Annotated in this window: 14 protein-coding genes; 8 read left to right on the forward strand and 6 right to left on the reverse strand. The window is 67.7% G+C overall.

Features of this window, described 5'->3' with window-relative positions; all coding sequences use genetic code 11:
• Positions 1 to 8: 8 nt before the first annotated feature.
• Positions 9 to 2,360 (reverse strand): sensor histidine kinase, encoded by a 2,352-nt coding sequence (locus tag V7672_RS12635; RefSeq protein WP_335624952.1) that lies wholly within the window; start codon positions 2,358 to 2,360, stop codon positions 9 to 11.
• 79 nt (positions 2,361 to 2,439) lie between these two features.
• Here V7672_RS12635 and V7672_RS12640 point away from each other — a divergent pair, with 79 nt between their 5' ends.
• The 3 genes from V7672_RS12640 (at position 2,440) to V7672_RS12650 (ending at position 5,018) form a co-directional block, all read left to right on the forward strand.
• Positions 2,440 to 2,895, forward strand: coding sequence for a metallopeptidase family protein (locus V7672_RS12640; protein WP_335624953.1), 456 nt, complete (start codon positions 2,440 to 2,442; stop codon positions 2,893 to 2,895).
• Between the two features lie 185 nt (positions 2,896 to 3,080).
• Positions 3,081 to 3,512 carry a DUF2141 domain-containing protein gene (locus V7672_RS12645; RefSeq protein WP_335624954.1) on the forward strand — a complete coding sequence of 144 codons (432 nt, stop codon included), beginning with the start codon at positions 3,081 to 3,083 and terminating at the stop codon, positions 3,510 to 3,512.
• 30 nt (positions 3,513 to 3,542) lie between these two features.
• Positions 3,543 to 5,018, forward strand: coding sequence for a carotenoid oxygenase family protein (locus tag V7672_RS12650; protein WP_335624955.1), 1,476 nt, complete (start codon positions 3,543 to 3,545; stop codon positions 5,016 to 5,018).
• A 68-nt stretch (positions 5,019 to 5,086) separates the two neighbouring features.
• Here the strand turns inward: V7672_RS12650 and V7672_RS12655 are convergent, their stop codons facing one another.
• Positions 5,087 to 5,842, reverse strand: a complete 756-nt coding sequence (locus tag V7672_RS12655; protein WP_335624956.1) for a LytTR family DNA-binding domain-containing protein — start codon at positions 5,840 to 5,842, stop codon at positions 5,087 to 5,089.
• A gap of 209 nt (positions 5,843 to 6,051) precedes the next feature.
• Here V7672_RS12655 and V7672_RS12660 point away from each other — a divergent pair, with 209 nt between their 5' ends.
• From V7672_RS12660 to V7672_RS12680, 5 genes are all read left to right on the forward strand, one after another.
• Entirely contained in the window at positions 6,052 to 7,317 is a 1,266-nt protein-coding gene (locus tag V7672_RS12660; protein ID WP_335624957.1) for a type III PLP-dependent enzyme, read from the forward strand.
• 102 nt (positions 7,318 to 7,419) lie between these two features.
• A complete protein-coding gene (locus V7672_RS12665) occupies positions 7,420 to 8,472 on the forward strand; it encodes a 1,9-bis(guanidino)-5-aza-nonane synthase (RefSeq protein WP_335624958.1) in 1,053 nt (350 codons plus the stop codon).
• Between the two features lie 71 nt (positions 8,473 to 8,543).
• Positions 8,544 to 8,906, forward strand: a complete 363-nt coding sequence (locus V7672_RS12670) for a ribonuclease (protein ID WP_335624959.1) — start codon at positions 8,544 to 8,546, stop codon at positions 8,904 to 8,906.
• Between the two features lie 93 nt (positions 8,907 to 8,999).
• On the forward strand, positions 9,000 to 9,506 hold the full coding sequence (locus V7672_RS12675; protein WP_335624960.1) for a hypothetical protein: 507 nt from the start codon (positions 9,000 to 9,002) through the stop codon (positions 9,504 to 9,506).
• 35 nt (positions 9,507 to 9,541) lie between these two features.
• Positions 9,542 to 10,309, forward strand: a complete 768-nt coding sequence (locus tag V7672_RS12680) for a PA-phosphatase (RefSeq protein ID WP_335624961.1) — start codon at positions 9,542 to 9,544, stop codon at positions 10,307 to 10,309.
• Here V7672_RS12680 and aguB read toward each other — a convergent pair.
• From aguB to V7672_RS12700, 4 genes are all read right to left on the reverse strand, one after another.
• Positions 10,306 to 11,172, reverse strand: a complete 867-nt coding sequence (aguB, locus tag V7672_RS12685; protein WP_335624962.1) for an N-carbamoylputrescine amidase — start codon at positions 11,170 to 11,172, stop codon at positions 10,306 to 10,308. The two genes, V7672_RS12680 and aguB, sit on opposite strands and share 4 nt — an antisense overlap.
• Complete coding sequence (locus V7672_RS12690) at positions 11,169 to 12,155, reverse strand: agmatine deiminase family protein (RefSeq protein ID WP_335624963.1); 987 nt, start codon at positions 12,153 to 12,155, stop codon at positions 11,169 to 11,171. Before V7672_RS12690 ends, aguB begins: the two co-directional genes overlap by 4 nt.
• 215 nt (positions 12,156 to 12,370) lie before the next feature.
• Entirely contained in the window at positions 12,371 to 15,559 is a 3,189-nt protein-coding gene (locus V7672_RS12695; protein WP_335624964.1) for a TonB-dependent receptor, read from the reverse strand.
• Between the two features lie 183 nt (positions 15,560 to 15,742).
• Positions 15,743 to 16,993 (reverse strand): capsular biosynthesis protein, encoded by a 1,251-nt coding sequence (locus V7672_RS12700; RefSeq protein WP_335624965.1) that lies wholly within the window; start codon positions 16,991 to 16,993, stop codon positions 15,743 to 15,745.
• Positions 16,994 to 17,147 lie beyond the last annotated feature (154 nt).

A 17,147-nucleotide genomic window follows, 5' to 3' on the forward strand; every position in this document is an offset into this window, starting at 1 on the left:
GCGACGGGTTAGTGAGCCGGGCCCGCCGTGTCAAAGCGTTCCAGACCGTCGGCCGGGGCCGCCGCTGCCATCCGGGGCAGGTGCAGGCTGAAGGTCGCCCCCTCGCCCGGCACGCTCTCGACCTCGGCCCAGCCGCCGTGCAGTTCGACCAGCGCCTTGGTCAGGGCCAGACCCACGCCCGGCCCCCCCCGCTCGCGCCGCACGAACCGGTCGAATACATGCGGCTGCAGGTGATAGGGAATGCCGCGCCCGGTGTCGGAAACGCGCAGGCGGACCTCGTTCTCGCCGGCCACGGCCTCCAGCGTCACCAGCCCGCCTTCGGACACCGCCCGGGCGGCATTGTCCAGCAGGTGATCCAGCGCCTGGGCCACGCGGGTGCGGTCCGCCTCGATCTCGCCGATGCCGCGCGGAATGCTGACCGTCAGCCGCGCCCCGCGCCCCTCGATCCGGGCCCGCACCGCCTCGGCGGCCTCCCCCAGCAGATCGGCCAGACGGATCGGCTGGATCGACAGGTCCATTTCGCCGGCGTCTATCTGGGCCATGTCCAGCACATCGTCGATCGAGCGCGCCAGCTGGGTCGCGGCGATGCGGATGGCCCCCGCATGCTGGCGGCTACGCTCCGGCAGTTCGCCCGAGGCCTCCAGCAGTTCGGAATAGCCGACGATGGTCGTCAGCGGTGTCCGCAGTTCGTACGAGACGCTGCCGACGAACTCGCGCTTCAGCGCCTGACTCTCGGCCAGCGCCGCCTCGCGCTCGGCCAGTGCCTGCTCCAGCGCCCGCTGGGCCGTCACATCGGAAAAGGCCACCAGCGTCGCCCCGTCCGGCAGCGGCCGCGTCTGCCAGGCGGCAATGCGGCCGTCGACCGTCCGACCCTCACCCGACACGGCCACCCGGCTCTCGGGATCGGGATCGGCGACCCGCGCCTTCAGCCCCAGCCACAGCCCGGCATCGGGCAACACCTTGCGACAGGTCTCGGCCACCGTCTCGAAATCGGCCTGCGGGTCGAAGCGATGCGGCGACGGCCCCCAGAAGGTCGAAAACGCCTCATTGTGCAGCCGCAGCCGCCCGTCCGAGCCGAACACCGCCACCGCATCGTTCAGCTTGTCCAGCGTCGCCCGCTGCACCTGGATCTGGCCGTTGAAGCGGCTGCGCAGGTTCAGCTCATCGGTGATGTCCGAGAAGATCAGCAATATGCCGCCCAGCGGGTGCGGCTGGCGCACCACGCGCAGCGTTCGTCCGTCGGGCAGCGACCAGCTGTCGTCGGGCGTCGCCTGGGTCGCCCCGTAGAACTCCAGCTCGCGCGCCCGCCAGCCGGCATAGTCGATCACCTCGGGCAGCAGCCGGCGCTGCCGCAACCGGTCCAGCAGCTCCGCATGGGTCGGCCGCTCGTCCAGCCATGCGGGGTCCAGGTCGAACAGCGTCTGGAAGGCCGTGTTGTGGAACGCCAGCCGCTTGGACGGGCCGAAGATGGCGACCGCATCGGCCAGATGGTTCAGCGTCTCGTCATGGGCCTCGACGTGGCGGCGCAGGGTATCGCGCGTTTCCTCGGCCTCCGTCATCTCGATGGCAAAGGCGGTCACCGCCCCGCCGCCTACGCTGGGTTCGGCCAGAATACGCCAGGCCTTGCGCCGCCCGTCGGTGGCGGTCCAGCGGAAGCCCTCCTGCCGCGTGCCTTGGCGCAGGGCGTCGGCGACGATCGCCTCGGCCCCCCGGTCAAAGGTCAGCTGGCGTTGCAGGGCGTCTTCCAGACTGCCCGCCTTGACCGCCGCCAGCCAGGCGCGGTTGGCCCAGGCCAGACGGCCGGTCGAGTCCACCACCCAGGTCGGCACCGGCGAGGCATCGGCCAGCAGGCCGGCCGCACTGTCGCCTGCGCCGAGCCCGGCGGAAATCTCGGCATCGGTAAAGCGCAGCCAGGCCGAGCCGGCCAGGGCCCGGCCCTCGATCCGCCACACGCCCTCATCGGTCTGAAGCGCCAGATCAAAGGCGACCCCTGACTGGACCAGCGCCTTCAGCCGGGCCGCATCGGCGTCCCGCACCCGGGCGATCAGCACATCGCCGGCGGCCTGATCGGCCTGCGTCAGGGTCGCGATCAGGTCGGGATCCCCGAAAACCTGACCGGCCCGCAGTTCGCCGTCGGCGTCGCCCAGAATCTGGACCCGGACCTCGCGCATCAGCGCCAGACAGGCATCACGGGTGGCGATCAGATCGGCGTGGGTCTCAAGCTCGGCTTCCAGCGCGGCTTCGCTGCGACGGGCGCGGGCATCCAGACGCCACGCCCAGGCACTGACCGCCAGCGCCAGACCGGCAGCCCCCACGGTGGCCACATAGGCGATGTCCGCACCGGCGATCACGCTTGCCATTCCTCCATCCGCCAAAGACCCGACCCGGCGGCTTGATTCGCCCGTTCACCATACCCCAAGATGGCGCGCTTGCACCGCCATGCCCGCGCGGTCCGGAGACCACCCCCTGTCCGCTGCCAAATCTCCCCCGAACCGGCCGTGGAGCGACAATCCCGTCGCCCCCTCGCTGGACGATTTCGCCACCGTGGCGCGCGCGGCCCTCGATGCCCTGCCCGAGCCGTTTCGCGGCCTGTCTCAGGACGTCGTCCTCCGGGTCGATGACTTCGCCGATGCCGAAACGCTCGAGGCGCTGGGCATGGAGGAACCCTTCGAGCTGACCGGCCTCTATTTCGGCGTCGATGTCGGGCGGCGCGACGAAATGGGACCGGCGGCCGAGCCCTCGCGCATCTTCCTTTACCGGCGGCCCATTCTCGATGAGTGGTGCGAGCGTGGCGATGTCGGCCTCACCGACCTGATCGCCCATGTGCTGATCCACGAGATCGGCCATCACTTCGGCCTCACCGACGACGACATCGACCGCATCGAGGACGACTGACGGCATCCCGCCGGAAACAGCCTGTCCATTCGCGTATCGCCAACCGCCGTGCGCGGTTTTGACCTGTCCGTTGGCGAAGGCCGCGCGGCGCTTTCCGTAAGCGCGGTGGCGGCACCGGACGGCCCGGCTCAGGGTCTGGTCATCGACAGGGCGCACCGCCCCGTCCCCTGACCGGAGAGACCGCCATGAAGACCCGTATCGCCCTGATCGCCGCCGCCGTCGCCGCCCTCGGCACCGTCGCCGTCACCCCCGCCCTCGCCCAGGATTCCAGCGTCACCTTCGAGTTTGAAACCGGTGCCCGCACCGGCTCGGTCATGGTCGTCCTGTTCAGCTCCAAGGCCGGCTACGACAGTGACCGGCCCGTCGCCTCCATGACGGTCGCCGCCAGCGCCAGCCCGGTGGCCGTGACCTTCGACGGCCTGGCCCCCGGCTCCTACGGCATGAAGTCGTTCCATGACCTGAACGGCGACGGCGAGATGAACTTCAATCCGTTCGGCATGCCGATCGAGCCCTATGCCTTCTCCAACAGTGCCCTCGGCAATATGGGCCCCGCCAGCTGGGAGCGCGCCCGCTTCAATGTGAACGGCGCCGTCGTCCAGACCATCAGCCTGCGCTGATCCGCACCCCCTGAAACCCGGAGCCCCGCCATGATCCCGTCCCGTCGATCCTTCCTGCTGGGTGCCGCCGCCATGGGCAGCACCGTCATCACCCCCGATGTGGCCGAGGCCGCACGCCTGCTGACCGCACAGGATGCCCTCACCACCGACTGGGGACTGGCCACCCGTGACGTCGAGGGCGACATCGCCCCGCACCGGCTGACGCGGATCCACGGCCGGGCTCCGGCGGGGCTGGAAGGCGCCCTCTATCGCAACGGCCCGGCCAAATTCCGCCGCCCCGGCGGCTCGGCCGAGCACTGGTTCGACGGCGACGGCCTGATCCGCAAGTTCAGCGTCTCGGACGGAGAGGCCACGCTCGCCGCCCGCTTTGCCGATACGCCTAAGCGCCGTCAGGAAACCCGGCTGGACGCCATGGTCATGCCCGGCTTCGGCACCCCCTCCGACCCGCGCGCCGAGATCGGATCGAACGACGACGCCAATGCCGCCAACACCTCGGTGCTCAAGGTCGGCGACGATGTCTGGGCCCTGTGGGAAGCGGGCTCACCCATGGCCCTGAATGCCGACACGCTGGAGACCAAGGGCTTTGTCACCCTGCGCGACGACCTGAAGGGCATGCCCTTCCTCGCCCACCCCCGGGTCGAGCCGGACGGCCGCATCTGGAATCTGGGCATGAACGGGGCCCAGGCCATCGTCTGGCGCCTGGCCGCCGACGGGGCACTCGAGGACGCCCGCGTGGTCCGCTTGCCTCGCGCCGCCTATGTCCATGACTTCACGGCCACGGCCCGGCATCTGGTGATCGTACTCCAGCCCTGGGTGCAGGTGCGCCAGACCATGCCCTTCTCGGCCGCCTTCGACTGGCAGGCCGGAACCGGCACCCAGGTGCTGGTGCTGGACAAGGACAACCTCGACAGCCGCCGCCTGTTCGACCTGCCCGACTTCGGCTTCTTCCATCTGGGCGACGCCTGGGAGGAAGCCGACGGCACCATCCGCTTCGACGTCTGCGCCCATGCCGACATGCGCTTTGCCGCGACCGGCGCGACCGAGATCCTGAATGGCGTCCCCCTGGGCGGAGAGCCCGCACGGCTGGCGCTGGCCGTCCTGTCGCCGGATGGGTCTGCCCGGCTGGAGCGCACCTCTGTGGTGGCTGAATTCCCGCGCAGCGACCCGCGCCGCGCCGGCCTGTCCCGCCGCTTCAGCCTGCATACGGCGGGCGAGGCGCCCGACCGGCCCTTCGCCACCGCCATCGGCCTGCACGACTGGTCGACCGGTCAGGCGCACCAGTACGACTTTGGCCCCGATCATGTGGTCGAGGAAATGGTCGTGGTGCCCAAGCCCGGTCAGACCGCCGAGGATTCCGCCTGGCTGGTCGGCCCGACCATCAACCTCAAGACCCGCACCACCGAACTGCATGTGCTGGACATGGCCCGGCTGTCGGACGGCCCCGTGGCCAGCTGGCGCTCGCACACGGCCCTGCCGGCCGGCTTCCACGGCATCTGGGCGGACTAGAGCCCTGGTCGGTTGAGGTGGAATCGCTTCGCGATTCCACCGATGCCGTGAATCAGGCTCTCGATTAATCAGTACCAGCCGGCGGCGCGCAGGGCCCGGGCATGGCGGCGGCTGACCGGCACCGTCAGCCCGCCGTCCAGTGTCAGGACAGCGCGCCCGTCGCCGCGGGTCACGTCGCGCACGGCATCGCGGGCCACCCACCAGCTGCGGTGCGTCTGGGCGCCCTCCAGCCCCTCCAGCTCGGCCAGGGCATCGGCCAGCCGCATCAGGATCAGGTCCGATCCCCGGTCGGTGTGCAGCCGCAGATAGTGGTCCTCGGACTGCACCGCGATCAGCCGCGCCCCCTTCAGCTTCGGCGGCAGGCGATCCAGAAAGCGGGACGGCGCCTGGCCGGGCGGGGCCTCGTGGGTCTGGACCGTCTGGGCCTTGGTCACGAACACATTGATGGCGCTCATGGTGCCTGTGACCACCAGCACCGGCACCGCCATCTGCGCCATGGCCGACAACGGATAGATGCGGTTGTCGAAGAACAGGCCGGTCGCCAGCCACACCATCAGCAGGATCGGGACGAACATCAGCCCCGTAAGCGCGGCCGCCATCAGCCAGGGCCGGTCATCCAGATTGACGAACCGGTCGACAAGCATCGAACAAACCTGCCCCCACAGTCCGCCGGCCACCATCAGCGGCACCCAGTACAGAAGCCGGTCGACAAGCGGCAGACCCGGGCCGCTGAAGGCGCCGCTGACCGCCAGCACCCCCCCGGCGATCGCCGCGATCCCCAGCCCCCGCAGAAAATCGCGCAGCATGTCCGGCGTCATGATCATCTGTGGCCGCGCCCCCGTACCGGTCTTTGCGCCCCTGAATGCGGCGTCAGGCCCGCCCCCGCAAGCGGTGCGCATGGAACGGACACGAAATTACCGCTTTACATGACAGGGGCTTTTCCCCATATCGCGGGTTCCGGCGGACCCCGTAGGTCCCATGCTTGCGCCGCTAACGCCGGTCTGGGTTAACAATTTACAGGGGGTTACGTGAATTGCGCACGTACCAAATTCCCCTGGACCTGGTCCGTGAGCGGTCCCCTGAACGTCCCGTCGCCCTCGTGCGGCCGCGTTCAGTTTCCGTAGCGGCGCGCTGGTTCCAGGACAATCTGAAAGCCGACGTCTTCTATGCGGTGAAGGCCAATCCGTCGCGTTGGGTCGTCGAGACCCTGGTCGAGGCGGGCGTCACTGCCTTTGATGTCGCCTCCCTCGCCGAGATCGAACTGGTCCGTTCGGTCAGCCCTTCGGCACGTCTGGCCTTCATGCACCCGGTCAAGAGCCGGGCGGCGATTACGCGCGCCTATTTCGACCATGGAGTCCGCACCTTCTCGCTGGATTGCGTCGAGGAGCTGCACAAGATCCTGGACGCCACCGGTCAGGCCGCCGACCTCAATCTGATCGTGCGCATGGCCGTCTCGGCCGATGGCGCGGCCTATACCCTGTCGGGCAAGTTCGGCGTCTCGCCGGATCAGGCTCCCGCCCTGCTGCTGGCCGTGCGCCAGGCGGTCAAGGACGGCCTGATGGGCGTGTCGTTCCACGTCGGCTCGCAGTGCATGCGTCCGTCCGCCTATGAGGCCGCCATGGCCCAGGTTGGCCGCTCGATCAGCCGCGCCGGCGTGTTCGTCGACATCGTCGATGTCGGCGGTGGCTTCCCCTCGGTCTATCCGGGCATGGTCCCGCCGGACATGCAGGAATATGCCGACGCCATCCATCGCGGCTTCAATGAAATGCCCGTCTCGGAGACCACCGAGCTGTGGTGTGAACCCGGCCGGGCGCTGGTCGCCGAGTCCAGCTCCATCCTGTGCCAGGTCGAACTGCGCAAGGGCGATGCCCTGTATCTGAACGACGGCTCCTACGGCTCGCTTTTCGACGCGACCCACTCCCGCTGGCCCTTCCCGGTCAAGCTGGTGCGCGACGCCTCGGCCTCGACGGATCTCAAGCCGTTCCGCTTCTACGGCCCGACCTGCGATTCCATCGACCACATGCCCGGGCCCTTCTACCTGCCCGCCGATATCCGCGAAGGCGACTATATCGAGATCGGCATGCTGGGCGCCTATGGCGTGGCCATGTCGACCGGCTTCAACGGCTATGGCGTGCACGACATCGCCATGGTCGAGGACGCCCCGATGGCCTCGCTCTACGGTCTGGCGCCGCGGTCGATCCCGACCGTCCGCACCTCGGCCGAGGAACAGGCCCGCAAGGTCGTTCGTTTCAGCCGTCCCAAGGGCAAGGCCGGACAGCGCAAACAGCGCCGACGCTGAACGGTTACACAGACACTGGTATAAGCAGCGGCCCGTCGCTCCGTCCGGGCCGCTGTTTCCTATTCGCGGACGGGCGCTCAAATCATGAGGGAAACCGCTGAAATGAACGCATCCGTCACGCCGAACACCAAGGCCCAGCTGCTCCAGAACACCGTCGAGCACATCGACATCACGTCCTTTGACGCCCGGCCGATCATCGATTCCATGCGCAAGATGAGCTTCTCGTCGCGCGACACGGCCCGCGCCGCCGACATCTTCAACATGGCGCTGGAAGACAAGGACTGCTCGCCCTGGCTGATCCTGGCCGGTTCGACCTCGGCCGGTGGCTGCATGCACGTCTACCGCGACATGGTGAAGCTGGGCATGATCGACGCCGTGGTCGCCACCGGCGCCTCGATCGTCGACATGGACTTCTTCGAGGCCCTCGGCTTCAAACACTACCAGGCCGCCGGCGAGGTGGACGACAACGTCCTGCGCGACAACTACATCGACCGGATCTACGACACCTATATCGACGAGGAAGAGCTCCAGGCCTGCGATCACACCATCCTCGAGATCGCCAACCGCCTCGAGCCGCGCGGCTATTCCTCGCGCGAATTCATCTGGGAAATGGGCAAGTGGCTGTCCGAAGGGAATGCCAAAAAGCCCGGCTCGCTGATCCAGACCGCCTATGAAGAGGGCGTGCCGATCTTCTGCCCGGCCTTCGTCGACTCCTCGGCCGGCTTCGGCCTCGTCAAGCACCAGAAGGAGCGGGCCGCAGCCGGCCAGCCCTATATGATGCTGGACGCCATCGCCGACTTCCGCGAACTGACCGACATCAAGATCGCGGCGGGCGTCACCGGCCTGTTCATGGTCGGCGGCGGCGTGCCCAAGAATTTCGCCCAGGACACGGTCGTCTGCGCCGAAATCCTCGGCGTCGAGGCCGAGATGCACCGTTATGCGGTCCAGATCACGGTCGCCGACGTCCGCGACGGCGCCTGCTCCTCCTCGACCCTCAAGGAGGCCGCCAGCTGGGGCAAGGTCCAGACCACCCACGAGCAGATGGTCTTTGCCGAAGCCACCACCGTCGTGCCCCTGATCGGCTCGGACGCCTACCACCGCGGCGCCTGGAAGAACCGCGAGAAGCGCCGCTGGCAAAAGCTGTTCGAGGCCTGATCGGCCCCGATCCGTCCGGAACCTTGGCCGTCTGCCGGCGCTTACCGTCTGTAATGGAGGCAAGACCGCAGATGGCCGATCCCGACACACCACCCGATACCGACGAGGGCCGTGAGGCCAGTGCCGTCGGTGAGCGCACCGATCTGGGCCATACGCCCGACGCCCTGTCCGACAGCCTGGATCAGGCCCATCTCGACATGGCCCTGAGCGGCAGCGATTCCGGCTCCGACACCCGGGCAGGATCCCTGCGCGGCGGCTCGGCCTCTGGCTCGGACATCGATCCGGACTCCGAGGCCATCAATGCGGATCTGTCCCGCATGGGCCGCGAGGCCACCGGGTCGAAACAGCCCGCCGCCCTGCCGGGGAACGGCCCCGTCAAGAACACCGGCGAGGACCGCGCGTCCGGCGATGAGGCCGACGCCTCCACCGGCTGAACAATGGCCTTGATGGCGCCCACGTCCTGCGCCAACGTGCCCCCCGGCTCCAGCCAGAAGGCTGATTCCGCGACCCAACCCAGGAACGGGACCATGAGATTGCAACCGATCCCGCGCCGAATTTCCGCGCGTCTTGCTGTGACGACCGCGTTTGCCGCGGGCCTGGCGCTGGCCGCCTGCGGTCAGGGCGCTGCGGAAGACGAGACCCCGCCCGCCGACGCCGAAATTGCCGCATCGGAAGCGCCGGCGACACCTGCGGGTGGCGCGGCGGCCGCAGAGGTCACGCCCTCCGGCACCCCCGTCTATGCCGCCGCCTACCCGGGGGCCGTCCCCAGTCCGTCGGACGCACCCGACACGGACCTCGGCGGCACGGCCACCTTCACCACCGCCGACAGCCCCGAGGCCGTGATCGACTTCTATCAGGCCAGGGCGCGTGACGGCGGCCTGTCGACCGTATCGGCCCTCAGACAGGGCCAGGCCCAGGCCTATGCCGCTGTCGACCCCGAGGGACGCGGCGCCACCCTGCAGGTTGTGGCCGAGCCCTCCGAGGAGGACGAGAGCCAGACCCGGGTGTCCGTCACATGGACGGCCGGCCAGTGACACGGAGGAGGTGGGGCCCGCCCCTCCTCCTGCTCATGCCGCTGCTGGTCGCCGCCTGCAGCCTGTCCGAGCGCCGACCGGACCTGCCGTCTCTGTCCGCCCCTTCGACGCCTCAGGGCTTCGTCACACTGGATCAGATCGACGCCATTGCCGGCGCGCATCGCCCCTCTCCCGGCCCGACCTCCGCCGATCTCGCCGCCGACCGCCAGATCTGGGCGCGTGAGGGCCAGACGCCCGGTACGGACCGCTGGTACCTGGCCATCCGCCATGTCGAGCTGCGCCCCGCCTTCGCGCCCCAGCATTTCGACTGCGCCCTCGGCACCCGGCTGGGCGCGGCCGAAACCCCCGCTGTGATGGACCTGTTCACGCGGCTGGGACGGGATGTCGAGGCGGTGTGGCAGAGGCTGAAAACCGCCCGTCCGCGCCCGATCGATCTCGGGACCGACCGCACCGCCTGCATCCGCCTACCGGAGGGAGACAGCGGCCATGGCTGGTCACCCTCGGGCGGCGCGGCGCTGGCCACCGTCTGGGCCGAGGCCATGGCCGACCTCACCCCCGACCGCGCCGCGCCTGTGCGTCGCATCGGCCAGGAAATCGGCCTCAGCCTGTCGATCTGCGGGCTCGCCTGGCCCCAGGACGTCGCGGCGGGCCAGAGGCTGGGCCACAGCGTCTGGCAGGCGGCACGCATCGATCCGGCCTATGCGGACCTTGTCGGGCGCGCCACGTCCGAGATCGACCGGGCGCAACAGGACCCGCTCGAAAACCCCGCCTGCGCGGCTGAACGGCTGGCCCTGCGCTCCTAGGGCCGGGCACTGACCAGAGGTCCGTACAGGTCCGTGCGCCGGTCGCGGAAAAAGCCCCAGGCCGCCCGGTGGCGATCCAGAAAATCGAGGTCGAAGCTGTGCACCAGCACCCCCTCCTCGCCCCGGCCAAGGCTCTCGACCAGATCGCCGCGGTGATTGGCGATGAAGGAATGCCCGTAAAAGGTCTGGCCCTTGTCGGTCACCGTCTCGTGGCCGATGCGGTTGGCGCCCACGACGGGCACGACATTGGAGACCGCATGGCCCTGCATCGCCCGCCGCCAGGGCTCGGCCGTGTCCAGCTCGTCGTCATGGGGCTCCGAGCCGATGGCGGTCGGATACATCAGCACCTCGGCACCCTGCAGCATCATGGCCCGCGCCGTCTCGGGGTACCACTGGTCCCAGCAGATGCCGACCCCGACCCGCCCGAACCGCGTGTCCCAGACCTTGAAGCCCGTATCGCCCGGCCGGAAATAGTATTTCTCCTGATAGCCCGGACCGTCGGGAATATGGCTCTTGCGATAGACGCCCAGCGGTCGCCCGTCGGCATCCAGCATCACCAGACTGTTGAAATAGTGCGGCCCCTCGCGCTCGAAGATCGAGACCGGGATCGCCACGCCCAGTTCGGCCGCCACAGGCGACAGGGCGGTCACACACGGGTGCTCACGCCACGGATACGCGGTGCCGAACCAGTGCTCCTCCTGCGACACACAGAAATACGGCCCCTGAAACAGCTCGCTGGGCAGGATCACCTGCGCGCCCTTGCCCGCCGCCTCGCGCACAAGGCCGATCGTCTTGTCGATATTGGCCTGCATATCCTCGCCATAAGCGGTCTGGATGGCGGCGACAGAAATCGAGCGGGTCATGCCGGCTCCTGTTGGGAAATGCAGTGAAACGATCCGCCGCCCGTCAGGATGGCGAGCGACGGAAGGGCGATGATCTGCCGACCGGAGAACATGGTCGCCAGGGCCCCGCAGGCCGCAGCGGCGGCGGCCTCGTCGCCATAGGTCGGCACGATCACCGCGCCATTGGCGATCAGGAAATTCATGTGGCTGGCGGGGATGGGCTCGCCGTCCTCGTTTTCGATGCGGCCGGGCGAGGGAATGCGGATGACCGTCAGGCCCTCGGCCGTAAGCGCCCGTGCCGTGGCGTCATAGACGTCGGCATTGGCATCGTCCGCGCCCCAGCCAACCGGACAGGCGACCACGCCCGGGCCGACGAAACGGGCCAGATTGTCGACATGGCCGTCCGTGTGGTCATTGGCCAGTCCGTCGCCCAGCCAGACGACCCGCGTTGCCCCCAGCGCCTCGGTCAGCGCCGCCTCGGCCACCGCCTCGGTCCAGCCCGGGTTGCGGTTGGGGTTCAAAAGGCACTGACGCGTCGTCAGCACCGTGCCGCGCCCGTCGTGATCCAGCGCGCCGCCCTCGAGGATAAAGTCGTGACGGTCGAGAGGCGTGCCCGAGGCCTCGCCGATCTGGGTGGCGACCGTGTCGTCATGCTCCAGCTCATATTTGCCGCCCCAGCCATTGAAGCGAAAGGCCGCCGCCCGTGCCGAGCCCTGACCGAAGATTGGCCCCGTGTCCCTCAGCCAGATGTCGCCGAACCGGCCGTCGATGACGGTCACGCCCTCCACGTCCGCGAAGCGGGCCTGCGCCGCCTCCAGCGCCTCGGCCTTGCCGACCATGAGCCGCACCTGTTCGCGGCCGGGTCCGGCCAAGGCCCGCACCAAGGCCTCGACTTCGGCCTGCGCGGCTTCCAGGTCGTCTTCCCACAGCTCCGCATGGCTGGGCCAGCCCACCCACATGGCGCGGTGCGGCGCCCATTCGGCCGGGACGGGAAAGGTGGTCATGCGGGGATCATCCTTCATACGGGCAGGCCGCACCAGATAGGCATGAACCGCTTCCCCCTCAAGCAGCGAGCGACCGCGTCGCGAGCGCTATGGGAAATATACGCCCTCAAGCTGCGCTGAAGCAGCGCTCCCCCGCGTCGCGCGCGACAGGGCCCATAAAGAAAAAGGGCGGACCGTTTCCGGCCCGCCCTCAATCTTCAGTCTGTGACTACGGCTTAGAAGCTGTAGCGCAGGCCGACACGCACGGCCCACAGCGAGGCACCGGTCACGCGGGACTGGCCCGCGGGCTGGAAGAACTCCTCGAACACGTACTGGCCGGCACCGTTGCGGTCCACGTTCACCACGTCCTGCGTGAGCGGGAAGGAGGGTTCGTTGAGGATACCCCATTCGTCGTTCAGCAGGTTGCCCACGTTCTCCACGATCATGAAGGCCGAGGAGCGGTGACCCTCCATCAGGCCCGGCAGCTCCTGTTCGATCCGCAGGTCGAACTTGCTCCACCAGCCGGTCTCGACGGCGTTGCGGGGCATGGTCGAACCGGCGAACTCACCCAGGCCATATTCGTCGATGAAGTCGAAGAAGGCGGCCTGGTCGAAGCCCGGCTGGAACACCACGTTGGGATCCGACGGACCGGTCGGGATGTACAGCAGGTGACGGCCGTCAATTCCGTCTCCGAACACATCACCGTCATCGTCCGCGAAGGCAAAGCCGAACGGGCGGCCCTCGTTGGCGCGACCGAACAGGGTGAAGCGCGTCATGTAGTCACCGAAGAACGCCTGCTCATAGTTCAGTTGCAGGGTGATCCGATGCGGGATCTCATAGTTCGAGGTGGCCACGGCGGGGTTGTTCGGGTCGAACACCGCGACGTTGGCATAGTTCGAGAAGGCCACCGACGAGGTCATCGGGTTGACGTCTTCAGCCTGGGTATAGGCATAGCCGAGGGTCCAGTCGAAGCCCCAGTCATAGGACTGGGTCAGGCTGGCCGAGACCACGGTCTGCGAGCCGCCCTCGGTGTTGGTCAGCAGGAAGTCCTGGTTGAAGGCACGGCTGGAGCAAGCAGCAGCCGACGGATTGACACAGTCGGGATCGCTGCGGTCGATGGAGCGATAGATCGGGCGACCGTCAACCATGGTGCCGATCTGGGCCAGCGTCAGATCCTTGAGGATGGCCGCGTCCTGGGTTTCCGAATGCAGCAGGTCGAAGTCGGCCCGCAGGCCCTGACCCAGAACCGGCGCGTCGAACCAGTAGGTCGCGCCGATGGCGAACTTCCAGGCCGACGGCAGGTCGAAGTCGGGGTCCAGCGCGTTGACGCTGACGTTCGGGGCACCCGAGGTCACGTCCGCGACCAGGATGTCCGGGATATCAAACAGCGGCGTGCCGCTGGTGCCGGTGAAGACGTTGATGTTGCGACGGTTGACCTGGATGTTGGTGATGCCGTCATTCGAATAGTTGTTCGACAGCCAGACGTTGGGGTTGCCGCCCGAATAGAGGCCGAAACCACCACGGAACTGCAGATTGTCGCTGAAGTCATAGCGGAAGCCGAAACGCGGCTGCAGCAGACCCTTGCCGTCGAGGGTCGACGTGTTGTCGAAGCCGTTGCGTGCTGCGAAGTTCGCATTGCGGATCGGCTCATCATCCGACCCGTACCAGTCATAACGCAGTCCGAAGGTCAGGGTCAGGTCGTCGGAAAAGACCCACTCGTCCTGGCCGTACAGGGTGTTGCTAGCGTAGCCGAAGCTGGCCGCTGCATCGTTCGGGTCCAGCGAGGCCGCATTTCCGTAATAGACGCGCGAAGCATTGCCGTTGCGGAAGTCGTTGATGCTGTTGAAGCGGAACTCGCCCTGGCTGTGCTGGACGAACAGGTTGAAGACGTCCAGTTCTTCGCGCTCATAGCCGAAGGTGAACAGGTGATCACCCCAGGTATAGGCACCGGCCGCCTTGTAGCTCGTCGTCTCATAGCTGAGCACGTTCGAATGACGCGAGTCGTCGGCACCCAGATAGACGGTGGCACGCGAGTCGTTACCGTCGTTGTCGTGGTCGTTCAGCGTCGTGATCTGGATTTCACCGACCTCCAGGCCGCCTTGCGGAATGGACCGGGCGTCGAGGGTCGAATAGGAGACGCGGAACTCGGTCGAGAAATTGTCCGACCAGTCCGAGAACACCTGCAGGACATAGGCGTTCAGCTCGGCACCGCGCTCGTACAGGTGGCCCGAATATTCGAACTCGTTCGAATCGCCGTCCGACTCGGTGATGTTGAAGCCGTCATTATAGTTGTAAGTGAAGGCTGCGCGGTGCTGGTCGTTGATGTTCCAGTCCAGCTTGATCAGCAGTTTTTCGTCTTCGTTCGCCTGGGGCGCCGGAACGCCGCCCGGGTCGAAGCCATAGACGGTCTGGGCGATGTCCAGGATCTCGTCGTACTGGGCTTGCGAGAGGCCCTGCACTTCGGCGCCACCACCGCCGGCCGGGGTACGGTCGAAGAAGTTGGTTCCGTCCAGCTTTTCATAGGCGGCGAAGAAGAACAGGCGGTCGGGGATGATCGGCCCACCGACATTGATGCCCCAGCGGGTTTCCTCGAACTCGCCCAGGTCGATGTCGTTGCCTTCCAGCGAGTCGCCCGTCAGGTCTTGGTTGCTGAAGTCGTAGAAGAAGCCGCCCGACAGGGTGTTGCCACCCGACTTGGTCACCGCGTTGATGTTACAGGCGGTGAAGTTGCCGTATTCGACGTCGAACGGGGCCAGTTCCACGGCCACCTGCTGGATGGCGTCGTAGGAGAAGGGCATGCGCTCGGTCGGATAGCCCGAGGAGTTCAGGCCGAAATTGTCGTTCAGGCGGACGCCGTCGACGGTCAGGCTGTTGAAGCGCGGGCTGGCGCCGCCGCACTGGACGGCATCAACGAAGGCTTCGTCGACATAGATGCGCGGATCGATCGCGATCACGTCGCGGAGGTCGCGGTTGATCGCCGGGGCGTTCTGCAGGTCTTCGGCGGTGAAGACGGCGTTGGGGCCGATGGCGGTTTGCACCACGCCGCCGACGCTGCCGACCACGACCACTTCGTCCAGGACGGTCGACCCGTCCGAGACATAGACGTCCGCGACAGAGGCGTCGCCGATGCCGATGCTGGCGACGTCACGCGTGCCCGACAGGCCGGCAGCGTCGACCGACACGATGTACGGGCCGCCGACGCGCAGGCCGCGGGCGTTGTACTGGCCGTCGGCGCCGGTGACGGTGATCGAACGGGTGCCCGACGGCACGTGGGTCACGGTGACGGTGGCGTTGGCCACCGGCGAGCCGTTGTCGCCGAGCACGGTGCCGCGAAGGGCGCCGGTCGTTTCCTGGGCATGAACCGCGGTGGCCGCGGTCATCATGAGTACGGCGACCGAGGCCCCGTAGGCGAACTTCTTCAGCATGTCTGGCGTATCCCCGCTGACTCGCCACGAAACGGCCCGGAATGGGACTCAATCGCGACGAAAGATGACAAGTGGGCTCCCTCTAGGCCGCACGTCGGAAGCTCCGACGACACTAATATGACAAACGCGTGACGGGGCCCGAAGGGTGGCGGGAGTGCCACACCTCCAGAGCAGGCCCGGACCTCAGGACGCCCCGGGCCCGGGATTGTCCGCAAACTTCCGGACCAGGGCCAGCGCGGTTGCGCGCCGCACCTCCGGTCCGTGAAAGCCGCCGTTTATCTGTGTGTTGTCGATCACCCAGGTGCGAAACCGGGCGAACAGATCCGGATCGGGTGCGATCGGGTTCATCCAGAACGCCTCAAGGGGCTGCTGATCCGTCAGCCCCTCCATGTCGAAAAAGGCCTTTCCCAGAACCTTGACCGGCGTCCCGAACCCGAGCGCCGACAGGGCCGCGCTGGAGTTGTTGACCACCAGCCCGGTCGAGGCCCGGCACAGGTCCGCGAGGGCGCCGCCGTCTAGATAGTGCACCCGGGCGCCTACGCCGCGTGCCTCGGCCAGCCTCCCCGTGCGGGCCTCCATGTCGTCGACACCGGCGTCCAGCGGGTGCCCCTTGACCACCAGATGCAGGTCCGGCGGGGCGTGTGTGGCGAAGCTGTCCAGCACCCGCTCCAGAAACGCGACATTGGTCGGCAGGGCGGAATGACGCACCAGCTGGCTGTCCCCGTCCCGCTGCAGGCAGACCAGAGCGAACGGCACATCGCCCTGCAACAGCCGCTCTATCCGCCGGCGGGTTGCAAGTCGGCGGCTCTTCATCGCCCGCCCGACATGGCCAAAGGCCTGACGCCAGGGCGGGGGATCGTACTCGGGTCGAAAGCGAGGAAACGCCACCCGCCCCATCAGCTCGATGAAATAATAGAGGCTGATATGGATCACGTGCCAGGGCAGGATCCGCCCGACCGGCACCGGCCGAGGCTCTCGGGCCTCCACATCGGCATAGGCCTCGGGGCGCGACGGGCTGCAGCCCTCGGCATTGACCCCGCGCCGTTCCAGGGTGATCCAGTCCGGACGGAAATAGCCGTTCTCCAGGATCCAGGTGGACAGTCCCCGCTGGCGGGCCTCGGCCAGAACCGCCCGCGCATGGGGGCTGGTGTCTCCGAACACGATCACGTCCGTGAATTCCCCGATCCAGTCGGGCAGGGCCGCGCGAAAGGTCTCGAAGGGTTCGCGGTGGACGCGGCCCCCACCCCGACGCCAGTCGAGCAGATCACCCATGTTGAGGATCAGGCGCCGCACCTCACCGCCGATGGACTCGATTGCGGCGGCCAGATCCCGGGCAAAGGGGCCGAACGGCGCGCTGGCGATCAGGAAGCGGCGACCGACAAGGGCTCCCCTGTCAGGAGAAGGCGCAGGGAAGGGGTGACGGAAGACGGACACGACCCTTCCCTTTGACCGGTGAGGCGCGGCTGTCCAGTAGCCGGCGAGAAATCGGGCCCTGTAACCCGCCCCCCAAGACGACACCACCGCCGTGACCGGGGGTCACGGCGGTGGGTTGAAGTCTGTCGACGTTCTGGTCGGTTCCGGTTCGGCC

This window comes from Brevundimonas sp., from assembly GCF_036963785.1.
In the GTDB taxonomy this organism is placed as follows: domain Bacteria; phylum Pseudomonadota; class Alphaproteobacteria; order Caulobacterales; family Caulobacteraceae; genus Brevundimonas.